We start from the raw sequence: 19,563 nt of genomic DNA on the forward strand, positions 1-19,563 counted from the left end.
ATTCAGAGTATTTAAAATGTTTGGCTTTTCCATAAATCTATCTACAATAAAATGAATTCTATTTATTCAGTTTATTAAACAAAGTAACACATTCCACCGCTTCTTTCACATCATGCACACGCAGAATTTTTGCGCCTTTTGTCAAAGCAATTGTATTCAGAAAAGTTGTTCCATTTAAGGCTTCTTGAGGCGTAATATCCAGCGTTTTATAAATCATTGATTTTCTTGAAATTCCAGCTAAAACGGGCAATTCTAAAAGATTAAAAAGTTCCATTTTTTGCATGACTTCATAATTCTGATCGGTTGTTTTGGCAAAACCGAAACCAGGGTCTAAAATCAAATCGTTGATTCCTAAAGCTCTCGCTTTTTTCACTTTTTCAGAAAAATAAAAAAGCATTTCTTTAATGATATCGTCATATTGGGTCAAACTCTGCATCGTCTGCGGGTTTCCACGCATATGCATCATGATATATGGAACGTTATAATGCGCAATTACATCAAACATTTTTTCATCCAATTCGCCTGCAGCAATATCATTTATAATAGCCGCACCACTTTCGATACTTGCTTTTGCAACCTCAGCCCTAAAAGTGTCAATAGATAATAAAGTCTTTGGAAAGTGTTTTAAAATCAATTCTATTGCTGGAACAATTCGGTCAATTTCTTCTTGTTCGGTTACAAACTCAGCGCTTGGTTTGCTGGAATACGCTCCAATATCAATAAATGTTGCGCCTTCAGAAAGCATTTTATCTACTTGCGAAATTATTTCGTCTTCGTTTTTATATTTCCCTCCGTCAAAGAAAGAATTCGGCGTAATATTCAAGATTCCCATTACTTTAGGAATCGATAAATTTATAAGTTCACCTTTGCAGTTAATCGTCATGCGTTTTGTTATTTTTGTTTCATGTTTCATGTTTCAAGTTGATGCAGATTGCGTAAGTTCGAAAAGTTAAAACTTGAAACCTAAAACTTGAAACATTTTTTAGTTTCAAGTTACTGCTGTTAACACTTTGTTTAGAAAAAACTTGAAACAAAGAAAACCTGAAACTTGAAACTCTTTAATTTAATCCTTATTTTTGAAGAAATTTTAGCAAATATACAGCATATAAATGAAGAATACTTCCCAAGAATTTGATAATGTTATCGAGGTTTGCAGAACCTTATTCATCAATAAAATGAAAGATTATGGTAGCGCGTGGAGAATCTTAAGATTGCCATCGCTAACAGATCAAATTTTTATAAAAGCGCAACGAATCAGAAGTTTACAAGAAAATGATGTTCGTAAAGTGGATGAAGATGAAAAAGGAGAATTTATCGGAATCATTAATTATTCTATTATGGCTTTGATTCAATTAGAATTAGGCGTTGTTGATCAGCCCGATCTTGATGTTGAAAAAGCAACTGAATTATATGATGCTAAAGTAAAATTGACCAAAGAATTAATGGAGGCCAAAAATCATGATTACGGCGAGGCTTGGCGTGATATGCGCGTAAGTTCTTTAACCGATCTAATTTTGCAGAAACTCCTTCGCGTTAAGCAAATTGAAGACAACAAAGGGAAAACAATCGTATCTGAAGGTATCGATGCCAATTATCAGGATATGATTAATTACTCTGTGTTTGCTTTAATCTTAAACCCTATAAACAAGTAAAATTTCAATTTTAAAAATTCCAAATCCCAAAATTTTATTGAAAAATTGGAATTTGGAATTTTAGTTTTGGAATTTAAACCCTAAATATTTGCCATGAAAAACATCATTACTCAATTTTCCCGATTATTTGTCGGTGTATTATTTATCATTTCCGGACTAATCAAACTAAACGATCCTGTTGGATTCTCTTATAAACTGGCTGAATATTTCAGTGAACCAGTTTTCAATATGCCGTTTTTAGAGCCATTGGCTTTAGGGTTGGCGATCTTTTTAGTGATTTTAGAAGTAGTATTAGGCGTTATGCTGTTGGTTGGCTATAAATCAAAACTAACGATTTGGGCTTTACTTTTACTAATTGTTTTCTTTACATTCCTTACTTTCTATTCTGCCTATTTTGATGTAGTAAAAGATTGTGGATGTTTTGGAGATGCTTTACATTTAACGCCTTGGCAATCATTCACAAAAGATATTGTTTTACTATTCTTTATCTTGATTTTATTCATCAACAAAAAATTAGTAAAACCTTTATTCTCTAAATTGGTAACTAACATTATCACTTTAATCAGTATTGTTTTATGTGTTTTTATGGCCGTTTGGGTTATTAACCATAATCCAATCAAAGATTTCCGTCCGTATAAAGTAGGTACAAACATCGAGAAAGGAATGGAAATTCCAGAAGGTGCTCCAAAATCGGTTGTAGAAATGATTTTTATCTACAAAGTAAATGGCGTTGACAAAGAATTTACAGAGAAAGATTTAATGAATATTCCTGAAGGTGCTGTTTTTGTGGATCGTAAAGACAAAGTAATTTCTGAAGGTTACGTTCCTCCTATTCACGATTTTACTATGACAAAAGATGATTCTGATTATAAAGAAGAATTATTAAAAGAGTCAAAATTGTTAATCTATGTAACTTACGATTTGAATTTATCAAATCCAGAGGGAATGAAAAAATTAGCAAAAGTTACTGCAGATGCAAAAGCAAAAGGCTACAAAGTAATCGGAATGACGGCTTCTGGAGCTGATGAAATTGCTAAAGCCAAAAAAGAATATACTTTAGACATTGATTTCTATTTCTGCGACGGAACAGCTTTAAAAACTGTCGAAAGAGCAAATCCAAGCATTGTTGTGGTACATGACGGAACTATCGCTCAAAAAGTGCATTACAACGATGTTGATGATTTAAAATTGTAATTATATTATAGATATATATTTTTACCAACGCCAATTCTTCTTGTTTTAGTTGAATTGGCGTTTTGTTTTCTAAATTTTAAACCCCAAATTAAACTTTAAGATAACCCTACTATGATTTCAAGAATACCACAGCAATTAACCAAAAGATTTTTTTCAAATCCTTTGCTTTTTATGTTTATTTCGGCGTTGCTTGTTTACATTGTTTATGATACTTATATTAAAGCAACTTCTGGCAGTCATTTAATTCCAATTAATGTAATGGCCCTGATGGCTGGAGTAATTTTTGAAAGTAAAAGAATTACCAGCAGATGGGTTCTGGTAGTAATTATTGGTTTAGTATCTTTCTTTATTGCCTTCGCATTTTTAAACTTCGTAAATAATGCAGATTCTCACAGTAGATATGGATTAGGAGACGTTTTCACCCTTAGCATTCGAATATGGCCTTCTATCTTCTTGGTATTATATTTTATCTTTTCGCTTTTATTTTATAAATACAGGATCATTCCGAAACTGACAGAAGGTATTACTTTGTTACAATCCATCGCTGTTATTTATTGGGCAATCGATTATGATTTCATCACAAGCACAAATATTGTCATGCAGACATTTCTGGTAATTGGCTTGTTGTTTTCGTTGTTTTCTATTTTTCATGCGTTTACAAATACACATTTATCAAACACGCACAAGCTTATTTTGAGCATTTGGAGCTCTATCATTATGTTTCTTTTTGCAGTAGATAATCTTCATATTATTGATGAGCCAGCTCCAATCGAAATTACTGCCAATATATTAAAAATACTTTATCTCGGTCTCCAATATTTTCTATTAGGCATTTCGAGTATTTATATCATTCAGAATTTTATCATGTTGTTTCGTTTTATACCACGTCCGGGCAAATTTTTCAATTCAAAGTATTTTAATAGCGTAAGAAAACTCAAAGGCGATCATATAAATAGGTATTCAGATAATCAGGTTTCGCCTTTACATTCTTTAATTTGTATCGTTTTTATAAGTACTATTTTCTTTTTAAATTACTATTATCAATTTGTTCCGAAACAATTTATAATCTGGATTGTGATTGTTACATTTCCGTTTTTTATAAATGCATTCAATTACATTTTTTTAGGAAAAAAAAGATAAGAATTATTCTGTTTTTCTATTTACTTTTATTTCATAAAAAACTACCCATGAAACTAATGCCAAAAGTATTTTCCATTGCTTTCTTTTTTCTTTTTTTAAGTTTTTCAGGTTTCAGCCAAGAAAAAACTTTTAATAGAGATCAGCGTTACATTTTCTTTTTTCATAACAAATTTGTTCAAGAAAATCCTTTAAACGCAACTCATGCCGAATATGGAAAAGCAGAATACAACGAAATTTTAGAATCATTCAGAAAAGATAATTTCATCGTTTTTAGTGAAAAAAGAAAGAAAAACACAAATTCTGCTGAGTACGCAGAAAAGATTGTAAAACAGGTAAAAGCATTAATTAAAAAAGGGGTTCCGCCAAATCATATTACCGTAATTGGAACTTCACAAGGTGGTTATATTGCCCAATATGTTTCGACTTATCTCTCTAATCCAGATGTGAATTTTGTTTTCATTGGATGCTTTAGAGATATTGATATTCAAGAAATTCCAGATATTAATTTCTGCGGCAATATTTTAACCATTTACGAAAAATCAGATATTTATGGAGTTTCTGCCATTAAAAGAAAAGAAACTTCGAAATGTAAAATAGATCATTTTAAAGAAATTGAACTTAACACAGGTCTAAAACACGGCTTTTTGTTCAAAGCTGCAGACAATTGGATTGCTCCGAGCAAAAAATGGGCAAATGGCAACTATGAATTAAATTAAGCATTGAAAAACATAAAGGAAGCCTTCAATAATTTTGATTTTATTGAAGGCTTTTTTTATTGCAATCTGACGTTTTTTTGATTAAAATCTTTTTCCAAAAATAAATTTTTTATCATTTTTTTATTTGCAAAACACATCCATTAGGAAAAAACACCATTTCCTACCTCAACTATTACGATTTCAATACTCTTTTTTCAACCAAAAAACGTCGATTTGTTACAAAATAAACGACTCTTCAAATTTTGTTAATCTACAATTGGCATTCAATTTGTTTGTTTAACTTTGTGAATTCAGTACCCTAATAAAAAATAATTTTAATCAAATATGAAACAATTAGTTCTAGTCGTAATTGCGTTTATTTCTTTTTCTTGCTCACAAGCTCAAAAAACAGCTTTTTCTAAAGAAGCTCTGTCTGAGAAATTACTAGCCACTGATGGAAGTCAGGTTACATTCAAAAACATCTTAAAAAAATACAAAGGCAAAACTTTAGTGATAGAAGTTTGGGCTTCTTGGTGTGGTGATTGTGTGAAAGCAATGCCAAAATTAAAAGAGCTACAAGCTAATAATCCTGATGTGTCTTACTTATTCATTTCTGCTGATAAAACGGCTGATAAATGGAAAGCTGGAATCGAAAAACATGAGTTAAATAAAGGCGATCATTACATGATGAATGATGGCATGAAAGGGCTTTTTGGAAAAGCTATTGACTTAGACTGGATTCCAAGATACATTGTAGTTGATAAAACTGGAAAAATCGTTTTATACAGAGCGATTGAAACTGATTTTGAGAAAATCGATTCTACTTTACAATCATTGAAATAATATTTTAATAACAATATCAATGTCAAAATTCAATTTAAATTTTGACTTCTTTCAAAACAAAAAAACAAAAAAATAATATAAAACTACCAAAATGAGAAAATCGATTGTTGCAGGAAACTGGAAAATGCATAAAAATGCTGCGCAAACTGAAGAATTATTAAACGAATTAGTGGCTAAAATTCCAGCTAAAACAAATGCACAAGTAATTGTAGCTCCAACTTTTGTAAACTTACAAGCTGCTGCTGCAAAATTAAAAAATACAACTATTGGTGTTTCTGCTCAAAACGTTCACCAAGCTGAAGGTGGTGCTTTTACAGGAGAAATTTCTGCAGATATGTTAACAAGCATTGGCGTTAACACCGTAATCTTAGGTCACTCTGAGCGTAGAGCTATTTTCCACGAAACAGATGCTTTAATTGCAAACAAAGTTGATACAGCTTTAAAACATGACATGACAGTTATTTTCTGTTTTGGAGAAGAATTAAAAGATCGTCAATCTGGTAATCACTTTAATATTGTTGAAAATCAATTACGTGATGGTGTTTTCCATATTGCTAAAGAATCTTGGTCTAAAATTGTTTTAGCTTACGAACCAGTTTGGGCTATTGGAACTGGAGAAACTGCTTCACCAGAACAAGCACAAGAAATGCATGAATTTATCAGAGAAACTATCCGTAAAGCTTTTGGAGCTGAAATCGCTGATGAAGTTTCTATTTTATACGGTGGTTCTGTAAAACCAGAAAACGCTAAAGAAATCTTCTCTAAACCAGACGTAGATGGTGGCTTAATTGGAGGTGCTGCTTTAAAAGCTGACGATTTCTTAGCTATTGTAACTGCTATCTAATTTTAGATTTTAGATTTTAGATTTTAGATTTTAGATTTTAGATTTTAGATTTTAGATTTTAGATTTTAGATTTTAGATTTTAGATTTTAGATTTTAGATTTTAGATTTTAGATTTTAGATTTTAGATTTTACAAAAAAACCATTCGCGGTGCGAATGGTTTTTTTGTACTGGAATTTGGAATTTTTGAATTGAAGTTTATAATTTAAGAATTACCTTTGCAAAAATTTTTATTTATGTCAAACATCTATTTAGGATATCATTTTACGATTGAGCCGAAAGAATTAGGATCAGAAATTTTAGTTGCTGAATTGGGCGAAAAAGCGTTTGAAAGTTTTACAGAAACAGAAAACGGAATTTCGGCTTTTGTGAAGAAGGATTTATGGGATGAGAATATTCTGGATGATATTTACATTTTACAATCTGAAGAGTTTAAAATTGAATATACCATTGAAGAAATCGATCAGGTAAACTGGAACGAAGAATGGGAAAAAAACTTCGAACCAATCGATGTTGATGGAAAATGCCACGTAAGAGCTCCTTTTCACCCAAAAACTGACGCTGAGTTTGATATTTTGATCGAACCTAAAATGAGTTTCGGTACTGGCCATCATGAAACTACTCATATGATGATTCAGCATTTATTGGAAATGGATGTAAAAGGCTTAAAAACACTTGATATGGGTTGCGGAACTGCCATTTTAGCTATTTTAGCAGAAATGAAAGGCGCTGAACCTATCGATGCCATTGATATTGACAATTGGTGTTATTTAAATTCTATTGAAAATGCCGAACGCAATAATTGTAAACATATCAGCGTTTATGAGGGCGATGCGGCTTTATTAGCGGGTAAAAGATACGATTTAATCATTGCCAATATCAACAGAAATATTTTGTTGAACGATATGCAGGCTTATGTTGATGCTTTGAACCCAAAAGGAATTATTCTTTTTAGCGGTTTTTATGAAGAAGACATTCCATTTATTGACGCTTCATGCGTTGAAAAGGGATTAACTTATGTTAAAAAGCTTCAAAGAAACAACTGGGTATCTTTAAAATACGTAAATTAGATACTGATAATCAACTCAGTACAAAACCTATAAGATATGAGTACTAAAGAAAAAGTAAGAGAAAGAGTTCGCGAAAAAGAAGCCATTGCTTTTAATAACGAGATCATTGTTTATAATGATGATGTAAACACTTTTGATCACGTAATCGATACTCTTATGCGTGTTTGCGACCATACGGCTGAACAAGCTGAACAATGCTCTTTGATTGTTCATTACAACGGAAAATGCACTGTAAAAACGGGTCCGATTGAAAAGCTTAAACCTCAATGCACACAACTTTTGGAAGCTGGACTTAGCGCCGAAATTGTCTAATTGATCCATAATTTAAAAACGCATTCTGTTTTGTTCTATATTCGAATAAAATAAAATGCGTTTTTATTTGTCTTATTTTAAATCAAAATATCACATTAAAAACCGTTTAATTTAACAATAATTTAAAAAGCATTCGATTTTATTCTATATTTGAACGAAATAGAATGCTTTTTTTATGGAAGAATATGGAAAGATATTGATTATTGCAATGCCCATTTTTTTGACTTTAATTATCATTGAAAAAATATACGGCATTTATGTAAAAAACGATACGGCGCCACTTATAGACAGCGTATCGAGCATTAGTTCTGGCATTACCAATTCGGTAAAAGATGTTTTAGGACTCAGTATTACTTTTCTTTCTTATGAATGGCTAGTTTCTAAAATTGCATTACAGCACTTAGAAGCCAATGTTCTCTCCTATTTCATAGCCTTTTTTGTGATTGATTTCTACGGATATTGGAGTCATCGACTAGCGCATCAGATTAATTTTCTTTGGAACAAACATGCTATTCATCACAGCAGTGAAGAATTTAATCTTGCCTGCGCATTACGTCAGCCCATTGCTAGTTTGGTTAATCTCTTTACTTTTTTATTGATTCCTGCTGCTTTACTGGGTGTTCCTGCTTCAGTAATTGCGATAACGCTTCCTATTCACTTATTTTTGCAATTTTGGTATCATACCAAACACATCAAAAAAATGGGCTTTTTGGAGCATATTTTAGTAACTCCTTCGCATCATCGGGTGCATCATGCTATTAATTCAGAATACCTAGACAAAAACCACTCTCAGATTTTTATTTTTTGGGATAAACTTTTTGGCACTTTCCAAGAAGAATTAGATGAAGTTCCTCCGGTTTTCGGAATCACAAGACCTGCCAATACCTGGAATCCTATTAAAATAAATTTTCAGCATTTGAGCTTACTTATAAAAGATGCCTGGCGCGCTCCAAAATTGAAAGACAAACTCACCATTTGGTTTAAACCAACAGGCTGGCGCCCCGAAAATTTTGAAGAAAAATATCCTGTAAACAAAATTGAAAATGTTTTTAATTTTGAGAAATACGGCACTCAAAACTCTCAAAAATTAATTTACTGGTCGGTTGTACAAGTTTTAATAACCTTACTATTTGTAAGCTATCTATTTGAAAATATTGCCAAAATTGGTCTGCCAAATATTTTTATCTACGGTTTTTTTATTTTCGTAACCATATATAGTTACACAGAGCTAATGGACAAAAGTCGATTTGCTCCCTTATGGGAAGGCATCCGACTAGCAATAGTAATTGGTATTATTGGCTATTACGGAGACTGGTTTGGGCTAAATCGTACAATTCCAATTAGTAATTACATTATTTTTACCTACCTGATTTTATCTTTTTTAACAACACTTTATTTTGTTAATTTTGATTTTAAAACCAACCAAAACCAATATACCAATTCATAACCCCTATTATGAGAAACTCATCTTTTTTTAAAATTTACGCTGCATTTAGTGTGGTTTACCTCATTATCCTGCTCACTGGGCACGAACGTTTTGATCTTTTTCTCAAACCCATTCTAATACCAATTATTGGGTTTGGCGCTTACTTTTATAGAAGTTTTCCAACGCAGAATATTTTATTAGCTGCGCTTGTGCTCTCTTGGCTTGGAGATGTTATTTTACTTTTTTCAGATCTTGGTGAAATTTATTTTATTCTAGGACTCGTATGTTTCCTATCTGCACATATCATCTACTGCATTCTTTTCAATAAGCAGAAAAGAATTAGAAAAAAGCAAAACAAACCTATTTTTATATTTGGCAGTATATTAATTGCAGTCTATTTAATCGGGATGGTTTCTGTATTAATGCCCCATTTAGGAGATCTTGAAATTCCTGTTTCTATTTACGCTTCGATAATTTCAATTATGCTTTTATTTGCTTTCAACGGATTTTTAGTGTGGGAAAAACCGGGAAATCAGCTTGTGTTTTTAGGGGCTGTTTTCTTTATTATTTCTGACAGTATTTTGGCTGTAAATAAATTTTATGCTCCAATTCCTAAAAGCTCCTTTTTTATTATGCTAACTTATCTTCTGGCACAATATCTGATTGTAGTTGGTATTTTAAAACTAAATCCAAAAAAAGAACAGCAAACAGTTTAACTTTTCCAACAACCTCAATCATGAAAAAAATAGCACTTTTAATTGTTTTAGTAATCTTTGCTTCTTCTTGCGTAAGCACAAAATCGACTTTAAAAAATGTTGATGATAATGCGCCTGATTTGATTTTGAAGAAGGACAACACGTTTGCTATAACGCAATTTGCTAAAGACAAAAAATACGGTTATGATCCTGATTATCCTGTTAACATATTTTTTCAAAATACAAATAGTGAGACTTTAAACGAAACTCGTTTCTTAAATGCTTTAGCTGGTCCAAATGGCGAAAAAATTACGTATACTAGATTAGAAACCTGCTGTCCGTTTCCAACAAAAAGAAGCAACATGGGCGCTGGATTTCTTAATGTTTATGAATTAAAATGGGAAGGACAAAAAAAACCGGTTAAGCTTTATTTGAATATTTATGAAAAAGGAATTTTAATGGTTCCGATGGGATTGAGGTTGAAATAGAATAAGTTCAGATTAAGATTATGCTTAATGTATTACCACTATTGCTTATTATTTTACCTGTATTATCACAATTAATATGGGGAACATTTGCTATCTATAAACCTGCATCATTTAAATTCAGCCAAATTTCTTGGATCAATGTTTTGCTGCAAATTATACTTTCTTTTGTAGCTTTTAATATTGCTGATTATAATTTTTCTAAACAATACGAACAATATCCCAATCCTATGAGATGTGGTATGCCACTTGTAGGAATGGCTGTAGCATGTTTCTTTTTACTTTTTATTCTGATATTGATTCTTGTAATTCAATTTCTAATTAAGAGATGGCGAGCAAAAAGAAATAAGATATAAATCTTACTATTTCTTGCATTAAACTATAAAGCTTTAGAACATGATAAATGTCATTTATTAGTTTCTTTTCATGCTTTAATATTGCCACGGAAAAAGCATTTAATCGTTTTAAAGAAATTTTAGCAATTCGTTAATTCTACTCAGCTCCTAGTCAGCTATTCGAGTTCTTAAAATAATCTTAAATCTTCATCTGCTATTCATAAATCATAACTACCTTTGCAGTGCAAAAAAATAATTTTATGAACTTACAACATATTCCACAAATTAAGCATACTGACAGCGGAAATTTCTTTTTATTAGCGGGGCCTTGTGCTATCGAAGGAGAAGAAATGGCGTTGCGAATTGCTGAAAAATTAGTTGGTATTACCGACAATCTTCAAATTCCTTATGTATTTAAAGGATCTTTCAAAAAAGCAAACCGTTCTAGAATTGACAGTTTTTCTGGCATTGGTGACGAAAAAGCTTTAAAAATCTTAAGAAAAGTTTCAGAAACTTTTCATGTTCCAACTGTAACAGATATCCATACAAACGAAGATGCTGACATGGCAGCTCAATACGTTGACGTTTTACAGATTCCTGCATTTTTAGTGCGCCAGACCGATCTTGTTGTGGCCGCTGCGAATACTGGAAAAGTGGTAAACTTGAAAAAAGGACAATTTATGAGTCCTGAGAGCATGAAACATGCTGTTCAAAAAGTATTAGACTGTAATAATGAGAACGTTATGGTTACAGATCGTGGTACTATGTTTGGTTACCAAGACATGATTGTTGATTTTAGAGGTATTCCTACTATGCAGCAATATGCTTCTACAGTTCTAGACGTAACACACTCTTTACAACAGCCAAATCAGACTGCTGGTGTTACAGGAGGAAGACCTGACATGATTGAAACAGTAGCAAAAGCTGGTATCGCAGTTGGTGTTGACGGTATTTTTATCGAAACACATTTTGATCCTGCGAATGCAAAAAGCGATGGTGCTAATATGCTTCATTTAGACTATTTTGAAGGTTTGATGAACAAATTAGTAGCTATTAGAAAAACTGTAAATGCCTTTTAATAATTTTATAATACTTAAGTTCTTTGAAAACAAAAATTTTAGTTTTTCTTCTTGCTTGCGTTTCTTTAAACACATTTGCTCAGGAAGAAATACCAGTACAAAAATATGCTGCCCATAATAAAGGAAAATTCTTTGTTATGTGGGGTGGTAACAGAGAAAGCTACTCAAAATCTGATGTAAACTTTAGAGGTAAAGATTACAACTTTACAGTGGAGAATATGGCTGCTCATGACAAACCAAAAGGATGGCATGTTGATTACATCAATCCTGTTAACATGACTATTCCTCAAACCAATTTGAGATTGGGTTACTTTTTTAGTGATCATTATAGTGTGACTATTGGTGTTGACCACATGAAATATGTAATGTCACAGAATCAAATCGCAAATGTTACCGGAAACATCAATTTACCTGCAGATGATCCTGCGTCAATTTACAATGGTAATTACAACAATACTCCTGTGGATATGTCTCAAGGAGGGGCTAAAGAAGGCGGTTATGGCAATGGTGAAATAAATGTAAATGGTCCAGCTTTTTTAATGTACGAACATACAGATGGTTTAAACTACATTAATACGGAAGTTGCAAGATTTGATGATGTTTCTAAATGGTTTGGATTACCAAATATTGATAAAGTTCAGATTAACTTAACTGAAGGTATTGGCGCTGGAGTTTTATATCCTAAAACAAATACTACTCTTTTAGGTAAAGAACGTCACGATGATTTTCACGTTTCTGGTTATGGTGTTTCTGCAAAAGCTGGTTTAAACGTTACTTTCTTCAAGCATTTCTATATTCAAGGAGAACTAAAAGGTGGTTACATCAATATGCAAGACATTAGAACAACTACTAGCAATGAAGATAAAGCTTCTCAGCACTTTACTTATTTTCAAAGAATTATTGCTGTTGGAGGTATTTTTAGACTCTAATATTTCGTAAAATATATTTAGAAAATAGCTGTCATTTTATTTGGCAGCTATTTTTTTTATTATTTACTTTGTACTTCAAAGTACTTTAAATTTTACTTTATGAAAAACAAAAAATACCTATTTCCGATTATTACTTTTTTCTTAAGCTTTGGCTGTGCCTTATTCGTGGCTATAAAAGTTTTTCCGAATAATCCCTTTACTGGAACATCCAAAACAGAAAAAACAGCTGTTAGCAAGTTTAAAGACGGAGATCTTATTTTTCAGACATCAGAATCTAAACAGTGTGAAGCAGTTCGCATTGCCACAAATTCGAAGTTTTCTCATTGTGGAATCATTTATGATATTAACAGAAAATGGTTTGTTTTTGAAGCCGTTCAGCCTGTAAAGCTTACTCCGTTGGAAGATTGGATCCAACATGGAAAAGATAATAAATATGTTGTTAAACGACTAAAAGACGATACTGTTTTAAAACCAGAAGTTTTACAAAAAATGAAAGACTACAGCCAGCAGTTTGACGGTAAAGAATATGATGCTTATTTTGAATGGACTGATAACAGGATATATTGCTCTGAATTGATCTGGAAAATTTATAAAAATGCTGCAGGAATCGAATTGTCTCCACTTAGAGAATTGAAAGATTTTAATTTGAAAGATCCGAGGGTTCAGAAAATACTAAAAGAACGTTATGGCAACAACATACCATTAGAGGAAAAAGTCGTTGCTCCTTCTGACCTTGCCGACTCTACTATTTTAAAAACTGTAATAGACACTTATTAATATTTTAAAAAGCTAGATTGCTTTATTGTTACTAGCTTTTTTATTTATCTATTTGCTTTGAAATTCAAAGAACTTTACAAAAACTAACCTATGAGAGATTATTTGATTGAAAAACTGTATGAATGTTCTAAAAAACCGTATCAAAAATATTTCAAGAAGAATCAGCCTTGGAATATTGATAAAACTAAATTAATGGATTATCCTGAAGAAAGCCTAGGATTTAGCTTGGGTAGTTTTCTTTATAAAAATCATTTTGATATACAGGAAAAACTGGAAGATCACGACATCATTCATGTTCTGACCAATACGGGAATTTCAGTTTATGAAGAAATCGGAATGCAGTATTATTTACTCGGAAATGGAAAGAAAAGCTTGTATTTGTTTATGGTCATACTAACAGGCACTATTTTTTATCCGAAACGTATGAGCTATTTCATTCAGCAATTTAAAAGAGGGAAAAAGGCAAATGCCTTTCATTACCTCGATTTTTCAAAAATGCTTTTTTTGCCAATTCAAACTATTCAGCAAACTTTTAAAATTTAAAAATCATGAAAACAATTTATAATCCTTCTGAAGAAAAACAGTCTATAGAATTAGCTATTGGCACATTTGTAATCAGTACAATTCTATTTATTCTTTACATCATTTCAAACGGAAATGCTATGGTATTAGTTATTGCATGGCCTTTTGCTTTAGGAGCAATAATTGTAAATGCAATTATGTTTGTGCATTTGACAGATTTGTTTATTCATCTCTCAGAACAGCGAAAAGATCTTGGAGTGAAGCTTCTAATCTTATTTTCAAATATTCCAATCCTCTATTTTTATTATTTAGTTGTGATGAAATCTTGACATAAAAAAAAGCCACAAGTAAAAACTTATGGCTTTTTGTATCTTATTCTGAAACTTAATTTGCTTTTTTAGTTTCAATTCCGTTTTGGTCTAATAAATACATTAATGTGGTCATTGTCGCTGCACCAAGTTCAAGCTCTCTTTTATTGATTGCATCAAATTTATCGTTTGCTGCGTGGTGATAATCAAAATAACGCTGAGAATCTGGTTTTAAACCTGCTTTTACAATAGCTTGAGAAGTCAAATGACTAATATCTGAACCTGCATGGCCAATTGTGAAACTGTGTACCAAATAAGGCTCAAAAAGGTCTTTGTAACCTTGAATTTTTTTCAAATTAGCATCATCTGCTTCAATTGAAAATCCTCTTGGAGAAAATCCGCCTGAATCACTTTCTAAAGCAAAAATGTGGTTTTCTTTATTTTGTTTTGAAACCTCTTCATATTTAGCTCCACCTTTTCCGCCATTTTCTTCGTTCATAAACAATACCACACGAATCGTATTTTTTGGCTTATAATTTAAGTTTTTCAAAATACGAATTACTTCCATGCTCTGCACTACTCCTGCTCCATCATCATGAGAACCATCTGCTAAATCCCAAGAATCTAAATGTCCTCCAACAACCATAATGTTTTCTGGAGTTACACTTCCTGTCAATTCACCAATTACATTATAAGACAATGCATCTGGTAAAGTTTCGCAAGATTGTTTAAAATAAAATTTCAACGCTGGATTTCTTTTTAAAGTTTTACTCAACAATTCTGCTCCATTTGTACTAATAGCAGCTGTTGGAATATATTGTTCTTTTGGCAAATCACCGTAGCTTTGAGTACCTGTATGAGGGAAATCGTCTAAACGTAAATTCATAGAACGAACAATTGTTCCAACCGCACCTAATTTTGCAGCTTCTTTTGCTCCAGCATATCTTTGGTCTACGCAAGCTCCATAAGACGTAAAAGTTTCAATATTTTCAGGATTCATTGGTCTGTTATAAAAAACAATTTTTCCTTTTACTTTATCTGCTCCAAGTTCATTTAGTTCTTTAATTCCTTGAACTTCGATTATTTCTGCTGTAAGACCTGTTTTTGCAGTAGCTACAGAACCCCCAAGTGCACAAATCGGCACAGTAGTTTTCACTTTTCCATCAAGAATGTAAGCCGTTTCTTTTTCGCCACGTACCCAATGAGGTACCATAACTTCTTGTAAATAAACTTTATCAAGTCCTAAGCTTTCTAATTGTCTTTTAGTATAGTCAACTGCCAGTTCTGCACCTTTAGATCCAGACAAACGAGCCCCGATATCGTTAGACAAATATTCTAACCAAGTGTAACATTTTGATTCGGTTAAAGCTTTTTTATAAAATAATTTGATGTTTTTTTCATCATTTGTCTGAGCAAAAGATGTCAATCCGCTTAAAACTAATGCAGTTAAAAGAATTGTTTTTTTCATAGTTTTGATAGTAATTTTGGAGTTTATAGTGCTTTTGGCACGTTCACAAAGGAACAAAATTATTGACAGTTCTAAGTTCTTTTTCTTAACCTTTTCTCAAAAAAAAGCTCCAATTACAAATTTTTCAATTTGCAATTAGAGCTTTTACAGATTTTTTAAATAAAGACTATTTAACTTCAATAATCTTATTTTTTGTTCCGATTCCGTTTTCGTTAAAAGACTCTAATAATTGAAAAGTAGTAAGCATAGCTTTTACATAGGCAAACCAATACCCCCATTTTTAGTATCCTCGAATAATTTTTTAAAATCAGGAATATTGTAGTAGTTGTTTCTTTTGAATTCTTCTTCAAATTTCTCATCATTCAATTTTGGAAAAAAGGAAAACATATAATTTTTGTCAATTTTTGTAGCATAATAACAATACAAAGCTTTAATTCTTGTGTCTTCACTAAAATTAAGCCCCTCAATTTTTGGCAGATCTATACTTCCTATTAAAAAATTAAGGTAATTTTCTTTGCTTTTGGTATCAGTCTGGGACATTATATCAAAAACCTCTTTATGGAAAATGTATTTGTTATCACAGGTTTTTGTGACTAGTATTTTATAAAATTCTTCCTCTTTAGATTTATCATCATTTAAGCTTCTGTCTAAAACCCATTTTAATAAATCTTTATCTTGAACATAACCAAATACCTTAACAAGACAGTCAAGAAAAAAATCATCATGGAATTTTAACCAAACCAAACTTGCTTTGTTATCATTAAAAAGATATTTGTTGCGGTTCAGTAAAGTCTCAAGATTCTCATAACGTTGTTTAACTAAGTTTTTTTCATCTTTCCAGAAATTTCTAATTACTTCACCATTGCCTTCAAATGGTTCTCCTCCATCTAAACTTTTCATTGTTTTAGGCAAGCTATTTTCATAATTGATAATATCTGGAAACTTTTTTTGGTAGTCTATAATTTGAGGCAATGCATAGCTCTCTGTAATATAATTATCATGTTTAATTACATATATGCCGAAATAATCAGAAATGTTGTTCGGATAGTAAATAAAAGTTTTATCGCATTTATCCCAAAAATTAATGTATATATATTTTGACTCCGATTTCAAGTCTATAATTCTGCCAAAAACCATTTTGATTTTAGCAATAAATTTATCATTGCTTGGAAACTTAAAGCCTCTGGATTTTAATTCAGCTTTTGTTATGGGTAAAATTAATTCAAAATCAGAATTGGTAAAAACATAAGGGTTGTTTTCATTTGGTTTCCCGTATTCTAATTGGTTTTTTAAAAATTTTTCCATTTGAGTATTTTTTTTTGCGTTATCAATATCATTTTGTTTTTGATTTTGACTTTGTCCATTACAACTGCATAAGGTCAATATGCAGAGTATTAAAATTTTTCTTTTCATAATTTTGATGTTTAAGCTTCTGACCCTTTTTCATTTGGATTTCCATCATATTCTTCGAGATTATAATCTTCATCAAATACTTCATAATCTTTGGGAACTATATAAGCAAAAAAATCTGATTCTAGATACTTCGAACAATTCAAAGCATTGTTTTGATTTCCGCCCAATATCACTATTTTATTACCTTTTTTCCCCGCAACGAAACCGACGTGTCCACCCCCACTTCTTCCTTTGACCCCAATCGCTCCATATACAGGTTTTTTCAAATTAAGACCTTCTTCCCATTTTGCCCATTTAAGTGCTCTTAATGCATCATATCCTTTATCTGTAGTTATTCCTTTATAACCATAATTCCTCATAACCCAGTTTACAAAAGCTGCGCACCATGAAATATCACTTTCATTTGTAGCACCTCTTTTTCATTGAATTTTCATATGGTGTCCCGTCAAAAAATTTCTGAATTTCTTTATTTGCCCCAGTTTCTTTTAACTTTTTAGATTCTTCTTCCCACGCATATTTCATCCACGGCGCTCTTTCTCCAGCATTTTCTTTTGAAGCATCATCTGCTACTGCATTTTCACATACACCACTAAAAAGAAATCCAGCACCTATATTGTAATGGGACTCCTTTAATTCCTGCTCCACATCTGCAATTGTAGTTTTTCCGTTGATAAATCCCCAGCGCTCTTCAAAACGCTGTTTGGTGTAGACCCATTTTCGTCGTCTACTATGTTCCTCGCCTTTCATGAAAGAAGGGTTGGAAGAATAACCGTACTTGGTTACCCACGGCTCTTTATTGATATTTATTTTTCGCTGTTCGAGGCTTGTGTGGCTTCCGTCGCCGTCTGGCACTGAGATGCTTTCGTCAAAAATCACATAATCTGGGCTATTGCCGTTTCCTACTGCATTTGGCTTCAAAACATGCAGATACAAGTCGACCATTGTGGCTATTTCTGTTTTGGACGCAAAATATTTATAGACGTAGTCCATTTGTTCTATAAAAGTCATTGCTTTTAAGGCAGACCTTGTAGTGCCTAAATTTCTTGCCGAGGCATCGCTGAACTGTATCAAGCCAGAATATCCAGCCCCGTTATCAGCATAGGGCTTGAACATATTTTTTTCGCCAGTCTCCAAATGCATAACTGACATCAGCTCGCTTGCCTTGTCTTTCTTTTTGTCTTCTCCCCAAAGTTTTGCACAGACTTCAAGAACTTTTTTTCTCTCTTGCAAATTTTACATAGGCAAACCAATACCGCCGTGTCGAGTATCATTATAGAGCTCTTTGAAATCTGGAAGATTATAGTAATTGTTTCTTTTGAATTCTTCCTCATATTTCTCATCATCTAGTTTTGGAAAGAATGAAAACATAGAATTTTTGTCGATTTTTGTCGCGTAATAGCAGTACAAAGCTTTGATTCTTGCGTCTTCGCTGAAACTAAGGCCGTCAATTTTTGGTAAATCTATTCTCCCCCTTAAAAAATCAAGGTAATTTCTTTTGCTCTTGGCATCAGCTTGAGCCATGATTTCAAAAACCTCCTTATGAAAAACGTATTTATTATCGCAGGTTTTTGTTACTAGTATTTTATAAAATTCCTTCTCATTAGATTTGTCATCACGTAAACTTCTGTCCAAAACCCATTTTAATAAATCTCTATCCAACACATAACCAAAAACTTTGACTAGAGATTCTAAAAATGCTTCATCATGAAATTTTAGCCAAACCAAACTCGCCTTGCTGTCATTGAAGAGATATTTGTTCCGGTTTATTAATGTTTGTATGTTTTTTTGGCGTTGTTGAGCTAAATCTGTAATATCTTTCCATTTATGAATTGTATAACAGGTCTCATCTATTACTACTTTTCTTGGCATTTTATTTTCTTCTTGATACAGATCTGGATATTTCTTTTGGTACTCAATAATTTCTGGAATATAAAATGCCTCTAATAGTGCTTTTCTTTTAAAGTCAACTTGAAGAGGTTTGTAACTACTCATAATTCCACTGCCATCATCCGATGCATAAAATAAAAAATTATCTGGAGGACAAGGGGAATCTAATAGTATTGAAACTAAATCCTTTTTTGTTTTCATGCCAAACACTAAGAAAACTTTTTCCTCAAATTTTTTCGGATTATGTGATTGGTTTTTTAAATTTTCTATCACATCATCGCTTACAACATCATAATCATTAAGGGAATATTTGTACTTTGAAGTTGGATCTAACCCTTCTTCTTTTAGATAATTACCGGCTTCCAGTTGTTTTCTTAAAATATTTTTATACATTGCTTTTTCAATAATTTGATTCTTTTCTAAATAGGTTTTCTTTTCTTGACATTGGTTTAGGACAAACATCAAAATCAATAGATATTTAACTTTCATAT

23 protein-coding genes are annotated in these 19,563 nt (G+C 31.9%); 17 read left to right on the forward strand and 6 right to left on the reverse strand.

What is annotated here, in order from left to right; translation table 11 throughout:
• Positions 1–58: 58 nt before the first annotated feature.
• Positions 59–883: a dihydropteroate synthase gene (gene folP, locus BSF41_RS01325; RefSeq protein WP_095927846.1), complete on the reverse strand. Its 825-nt coding sequence runs from the start codon at positions 881–883 to the stop codon at positions 59–61.
• Between the two features lie 226 nt (positions 884–1,109).
• Between folP and BSF41_RS01330 the strand changes: the two genes are divergently transcribed.
• The 17 genes from BSF41_RS01330 (at position 1,110) to BSF41_RS01410 (ending at position 14,325) form a co-directional block, all read left to right on the forward strand.
• Complete coding sequence (locus BSF41_RS01330) at positions 1,110–1,652, forward strand: DUF1599 domain-containing protein (protein WP_095927730.1); 543 nt, start codon at positions 1,110–1,112, stop codon at positions 1,650–1,652.
• Between the two features lie 93 nt (positions 1,653–1,745).
• Entirely contained in the window at positions 1,746–2,846 is a 1,101-nt protein-coding gene (locus BSF41_RS01335; protein WP_095927731.1) for a BT_3928 family protein, read from the forward strand.
• A 111-nt stretch (positions 2,847–2,957) separates the two neighbouring features.
• The gene (locus BSF41_RS01340) at positions 2,958–3,986 is read left to right on the forward strand and encodes a hypothetical protein (RefSeq protein WP_095927732.1); all 1,029 of its coding nucleotides are present in this window, start codon (positions 2,958–2,960) and stop codon (positions 3,984–3,986) included.
• Between the two features lie 56 nt (positions 3,987–4,042).
• A complete protein-coding gene (locus tag BSF41_RS01345) occupies positions 4,043–4,702 on the forward strand; it encodes an alpha/beta hydrolase (RefSeq protein WP_095927847.1) in 660 nt (219 codons plus the stop codon).
• 324 nt (positions 4,703–5,026) lie between these two features.
• Positions 5,027–5,524 carry a TlpA disulfide reductase family protein gene (locus tag BSF41_RS01350; RefSeq protein WP_095927733.1) on the forward strand — a complete coding sequence of 166 codons (498 nt, stop codon included), beginning with the start codon at positions 5,027–5,029 and terminating at the stop codon, positions 5,522–5,524.
• 91 nt (positions 5,525–5,615) lie between these two features.
• Positions 5,616–6,368, forward strand: a complete 753-nt coding sequence (gene tpiA / locus BSF41_RS01355; protein WP_095927734.1) for a triose-phosphate isomerase — start codon at positions 5,616–5,618, stop codon at positions 6,366–6,368.
• Positions 6,369–6,602: 234 nt separating this feature from the next.
• Positions 6,603–7,436 (forward strand): 50S ribosomal protein L11 methyltransferase, encoded by an 834-nt coding sequence (gene prmA / locus BSF41_RS01360; protein ID WP_095927735.1) that lies wholly within the window; start codon positions 6,603–6,605, stop codon positions 7,434–7,436.
• Between the two features lie 36 nt (positions 7,437–7,472).
• Complete coding sequence (locus BSF41_RS01365; protein WP_095927736.1) at positions 7,473–7,748, forward strand: ATP-dependent Clp protease adaptor ClpS; 276 nt, start codon at positions 7,473–7,475, stop codon at positions 7,746–7,748.
• Positions 7,749–7,923: 175 nt separating this feature from the next.
• A complete protein-coding gene (locus tag BSF41_RS01370; protein ID WP_095927737.1) occupies positions 7,924–9,195 on the forward strand; it encodes a sterol desaturase family protein in 1,272 nt (423 codons plus the stop codon).
• Positions 9,196–9,203: 8 nt separating this feature from the next.
• Positions 9,204–9,890, forward strand: coding sequence for a lysoplasmalogenase (locus BSF41_RS01375; RefSeq protein ID WP_095927738.1), 687 nt, complete (start codon positions 9,204–9,206; stop codon positions 9,888–9,890).
• Between the two features lie 20 nt (positions 9,891–9,910).
• Entirely contained in the window at positions 9,911–10,357 is a 447-nt protein-coding gene (locus tag BSF41_RS01380; protein ID WP_095927739.1) for a 2-dehydro-3-deoxyphosphooctonate aldolase, read from the forward strand.
• A 20-nt stretch (positions 10,358–10,377) separates the two neighbouring features.
• Complete coding sequence (locus BSF41_RS01385; RefSeq protein WP_095927740.1) at positions 10,378–10,710, forward strand: hypothetical protein; 333 nt, start codon at positions 10,378–10,380, stop codon at positions 10,708–10,710.
• Positions 10,711–10,949: 239 nt separating this feature from the next.
• On the forward strand, positions 10,950–11,768 hold the full coding sequence (gene kdsA, locus BSF41_RS01390; RefSeq protein ID WP_095927741.1) for a 3-deoxy-8-phosphooctulonate synthase: 819 nt from the start codon (positions 10,950–10,952) through the stop codon (positions 11,766–11,768).
• 23 nt (positions 11,769–11,791) lie between these two features.
• Positions 11,792–12,697, forward strand: coding sequence for a hypothetical protein (locus BSF41_RS01395; RefSeq protein WP_095927742.1), 906 nt, complete (start codon positions 11,792–11,794; stop codon positions 12,695–12,697).
• Positions 12,698–12,796: 99 nt separating this feature from the next.
• A complete protein-coding gene (locus tag BSF41_RS01400) occupies positions 12,797–13,474 on the forward strand; it encodes a YiiX family permuted papain-like enzyme (RefSeq protein WP_095927743.1) in 678 nt (225 codons plus the stop codon).
• Between the two features lie 90 nt (positions 13,475–13,564).
• Positions 13,565–14,017 carry a hypothetical protein gene (locus BSF41_RS01405; RefSeq protein ID WP_095927744.1) on the forward strand — a complete coding sequence of 151 codons (453 nt, stop codon included), beginning with the start codon at positions 13,565–13,567 and terminating at the stop codon, positions 14,015–14,017.
• A gap of 5 nt (positions 14,018–14,022) precedes the next feature.
• Positions 14,023–14,325, forward strand: coding sequence for a hypothetical protein (locus BSF41_RS01410; RefSeq protein WP_095927745.1), 303 nt, complete (start codon positions 14,023–14,025; stop codon positions 14,323–14,325).
• A 55-nt stretch (positions 14,326–14,380) separates the two neighbouring features.
• Here BSF41_RS01410 and BSF41_RS01415 read toward each other — a convergent pair whose 3' ends face one another.
• The 5 genes from BSF41_RS01415 to BSF41_RS01435 all read right to left on the reverse strand — a co-directional run bounded on the left by BSF41_RS01415 (position 14,381) and on the right by BSF41_RS01435 (position 19,561).
• Entirely contained in the window at positions 14,381–15,772 is a 1,392-nt protein-coding gene (locus tag BSF41_RS01415) for a M20/M25/M40 family metallo-hydrolase (RefSeq protein ID WP_095927746.1), read from the reverse strand.
• A 252-nt stretch (positions 15,773–16,024) separates the two neighbouring features.
• A complete protein-coding gene (locus BSF41_RS01420) occupies positions 16,025–17,185 on the reverse strand; it encodes a hypothetical protein (protein WP_141248104.1) in 1,161 nt (386 codons plus the stop codon).
• An 11-nt stretch (positions 17,186–17,196) separates the two neighbouring features.
• Complete coding sequence (locus tag BSF41_RS01425) at positions 17,197–17,577, reverse strand: TIGR02594 family protein (RefSeq protein WP_256385509.1); 381 nt, start codon at positions 17,575–17,577, stop codon at positions 17,197–17,199.
• A gap of 7 nt (positions 17,578–17,584) precedes the next feature.
• The gene (locus BSF41_RS01430) at positions 17,585–18,415 is read right to left on the reverse strand and encodes a hypothetical protein (protein ID WP_095927749.1); all 831 of its coding nucleotides are present in this window, start codon (positions 18,413–18,415) and stop codon (positions 17,585–17,587) included.
• Positions 18,416–18,418: 3 nt separating this feature from the next.
• On the reverse strand, positions 18,419–19,561 hold the full coding sequence (locus BSF41_RS01435) for a hypothetical protein (RefSeq protein WP_095927750.1): 1,143 nt from the start codon (positions 19,559–19,561) through the stop codon (positions 18,419–18,421).
• Positions 19,562–19,563: the final 2 nt, after the last annotated feature.

The sequence above is a fragment of the Flavobacterium sp. ACN2 genome (assembly GCF_002303885.1).
Taxonomy (GTDB): Bacteria; Bacteroidota; Bacteroidia; order Flavobacteriales; family Flavobacteriaceae; genus Flavobacterium.

Bases quoted from the DNA above. Each gene is read 5' to 3' on its own strand.
- BSF41_RS01415 (WP_095927746.1), bottom strand. From the start codon at position 15,772: ATGAAAAAAACAATTCTTTTAACTGCATTAGTTTTAAGCGGATTGACA.
- BSF41_RS01335 (WP_095927731.1), top strand. From the start codon at position 1,746: ATGAAAAACATCATTACTCAATTTTCCCGATTATTTGTCGGTGTATTA.
- prmA (WP_095927735.1), top strand. From the start codon at position 6,603: ATGTCAAACATCTATTTAGGATATCATTTTACGATTGAGCCGAAAGAA.
- BSF41_RS01420 (WP_141248104.1), bottom strand. From the start codon at position 17,185: ATGAAAAGAAAAATTTTAATACTCTGCATATTGACCTTATGCAGTTGT.
- BSF41_RS01385 (WP_095927740.1), top strand. From the start codon at position 10,378: ATGCTTAATGTATTACCACTATTGCTTATTATTTTACCTGTATTATCA.
- BSF41_RS01410 (WP_095927745.1), top strand. From the start codon at position 14,023: ATGAAAACAATTTATAATCCTTCTGAAGAAAAACAGTCTATAGAATTA.
- BSF41_RS01405 (WP_095927744.1), top strand. From the start codon at position 13,565: ATGAGAGATTATTTGATTGAAAAACTGTATGAATGTTCTAAAAAACCG.
- BSF41_RS01350 (WP_095927733.1), top strand. From the start codon at position 5,027: ATGAAACAATTAGTTCTAGTCGTAATTGCGTTTATTTCTTTTTCTTGC.
- folP (WP_095927846.1), bottom strand. From the start codon at position 883: ATGACGATTAACTGCAAAGGTGAACTTATAAATTTATCGATTCCTAAA.
- BSF41_RS01365 (WP_095927736.1), top strand. From the start codon at position 7,473: ATGAGTACTAAAGAAAAAGTAAGAGAAAGAGTTCGCGAAAAAGAAGCC.
- BSF41_RS01340 (WP_095927732.1), top strand. From the start codon at position 2,958: ATGATTTCAAGAATACCACAGCAATTAACCAAAAGATTTTTTTCAAAT.
- kdsA (WP_095927741.1), top strand. From the start codon at position 10,950: ATGAACTTACAACATATTCCACAAATTAAGCATACTGACAGCGGAAAT.
- BSF41_RS01370 (WP_095927737.1), top strand. From the start codon at position 7,924: ATGGAAGAATATGGAAAGATATTGATTATTGCAATGCCCATTTTTTTG.
- BSF41_RS01345 (WP_095927847.1), top strand. From the start codon at position 4,043: ATGCCAAAAGTATTTTCCATTGCTTTCTTTTTTCTTTTTTTAAGTTTT.
- BSF41_RS01380 (WP_095927739.1), top strand. From the start codon at position 9,911: ATGAAAAAAATAGCACTTTTAATTGTTTTAGTAATCTTTGCTTCTTCT.
- BSF41_RS01375 (WP_095927738.1), top strand. From the start codon at position 9,204: ATGAGAAACTCATCTTTTTTTAAAATTTACGCTGCATTTAGTGTGGTT.
- BSF41_RS01435 (WP_095927750.1), bottom strand. From the start codon at position 19,561: ATGAAAGTTAAATATCTATTGATTTTGATGTTTGTCCTAAACCAATGT.
- BSF41_RS01330 (WP_095927730.1), top strand. From the start codon at position 1,110: ATGAAGAATACTTCCCAAGAATTTGATAATGTTATCGAGGTTTGCAGA.
- BSF41_RS01400 (WP_095927743.1), top strand. From the start codon at position 12,797: ATGAAAAACAAAAAATACCTATTTCCGATTATTACTTTTTTCTTAAGC.
- tpiA (WP_095927734.1), top strand. From the start codon at position 5,616: ATGAGAAAATCGATTGTTGCAGGAAACTGGAAAATGCATAAAAATGCT.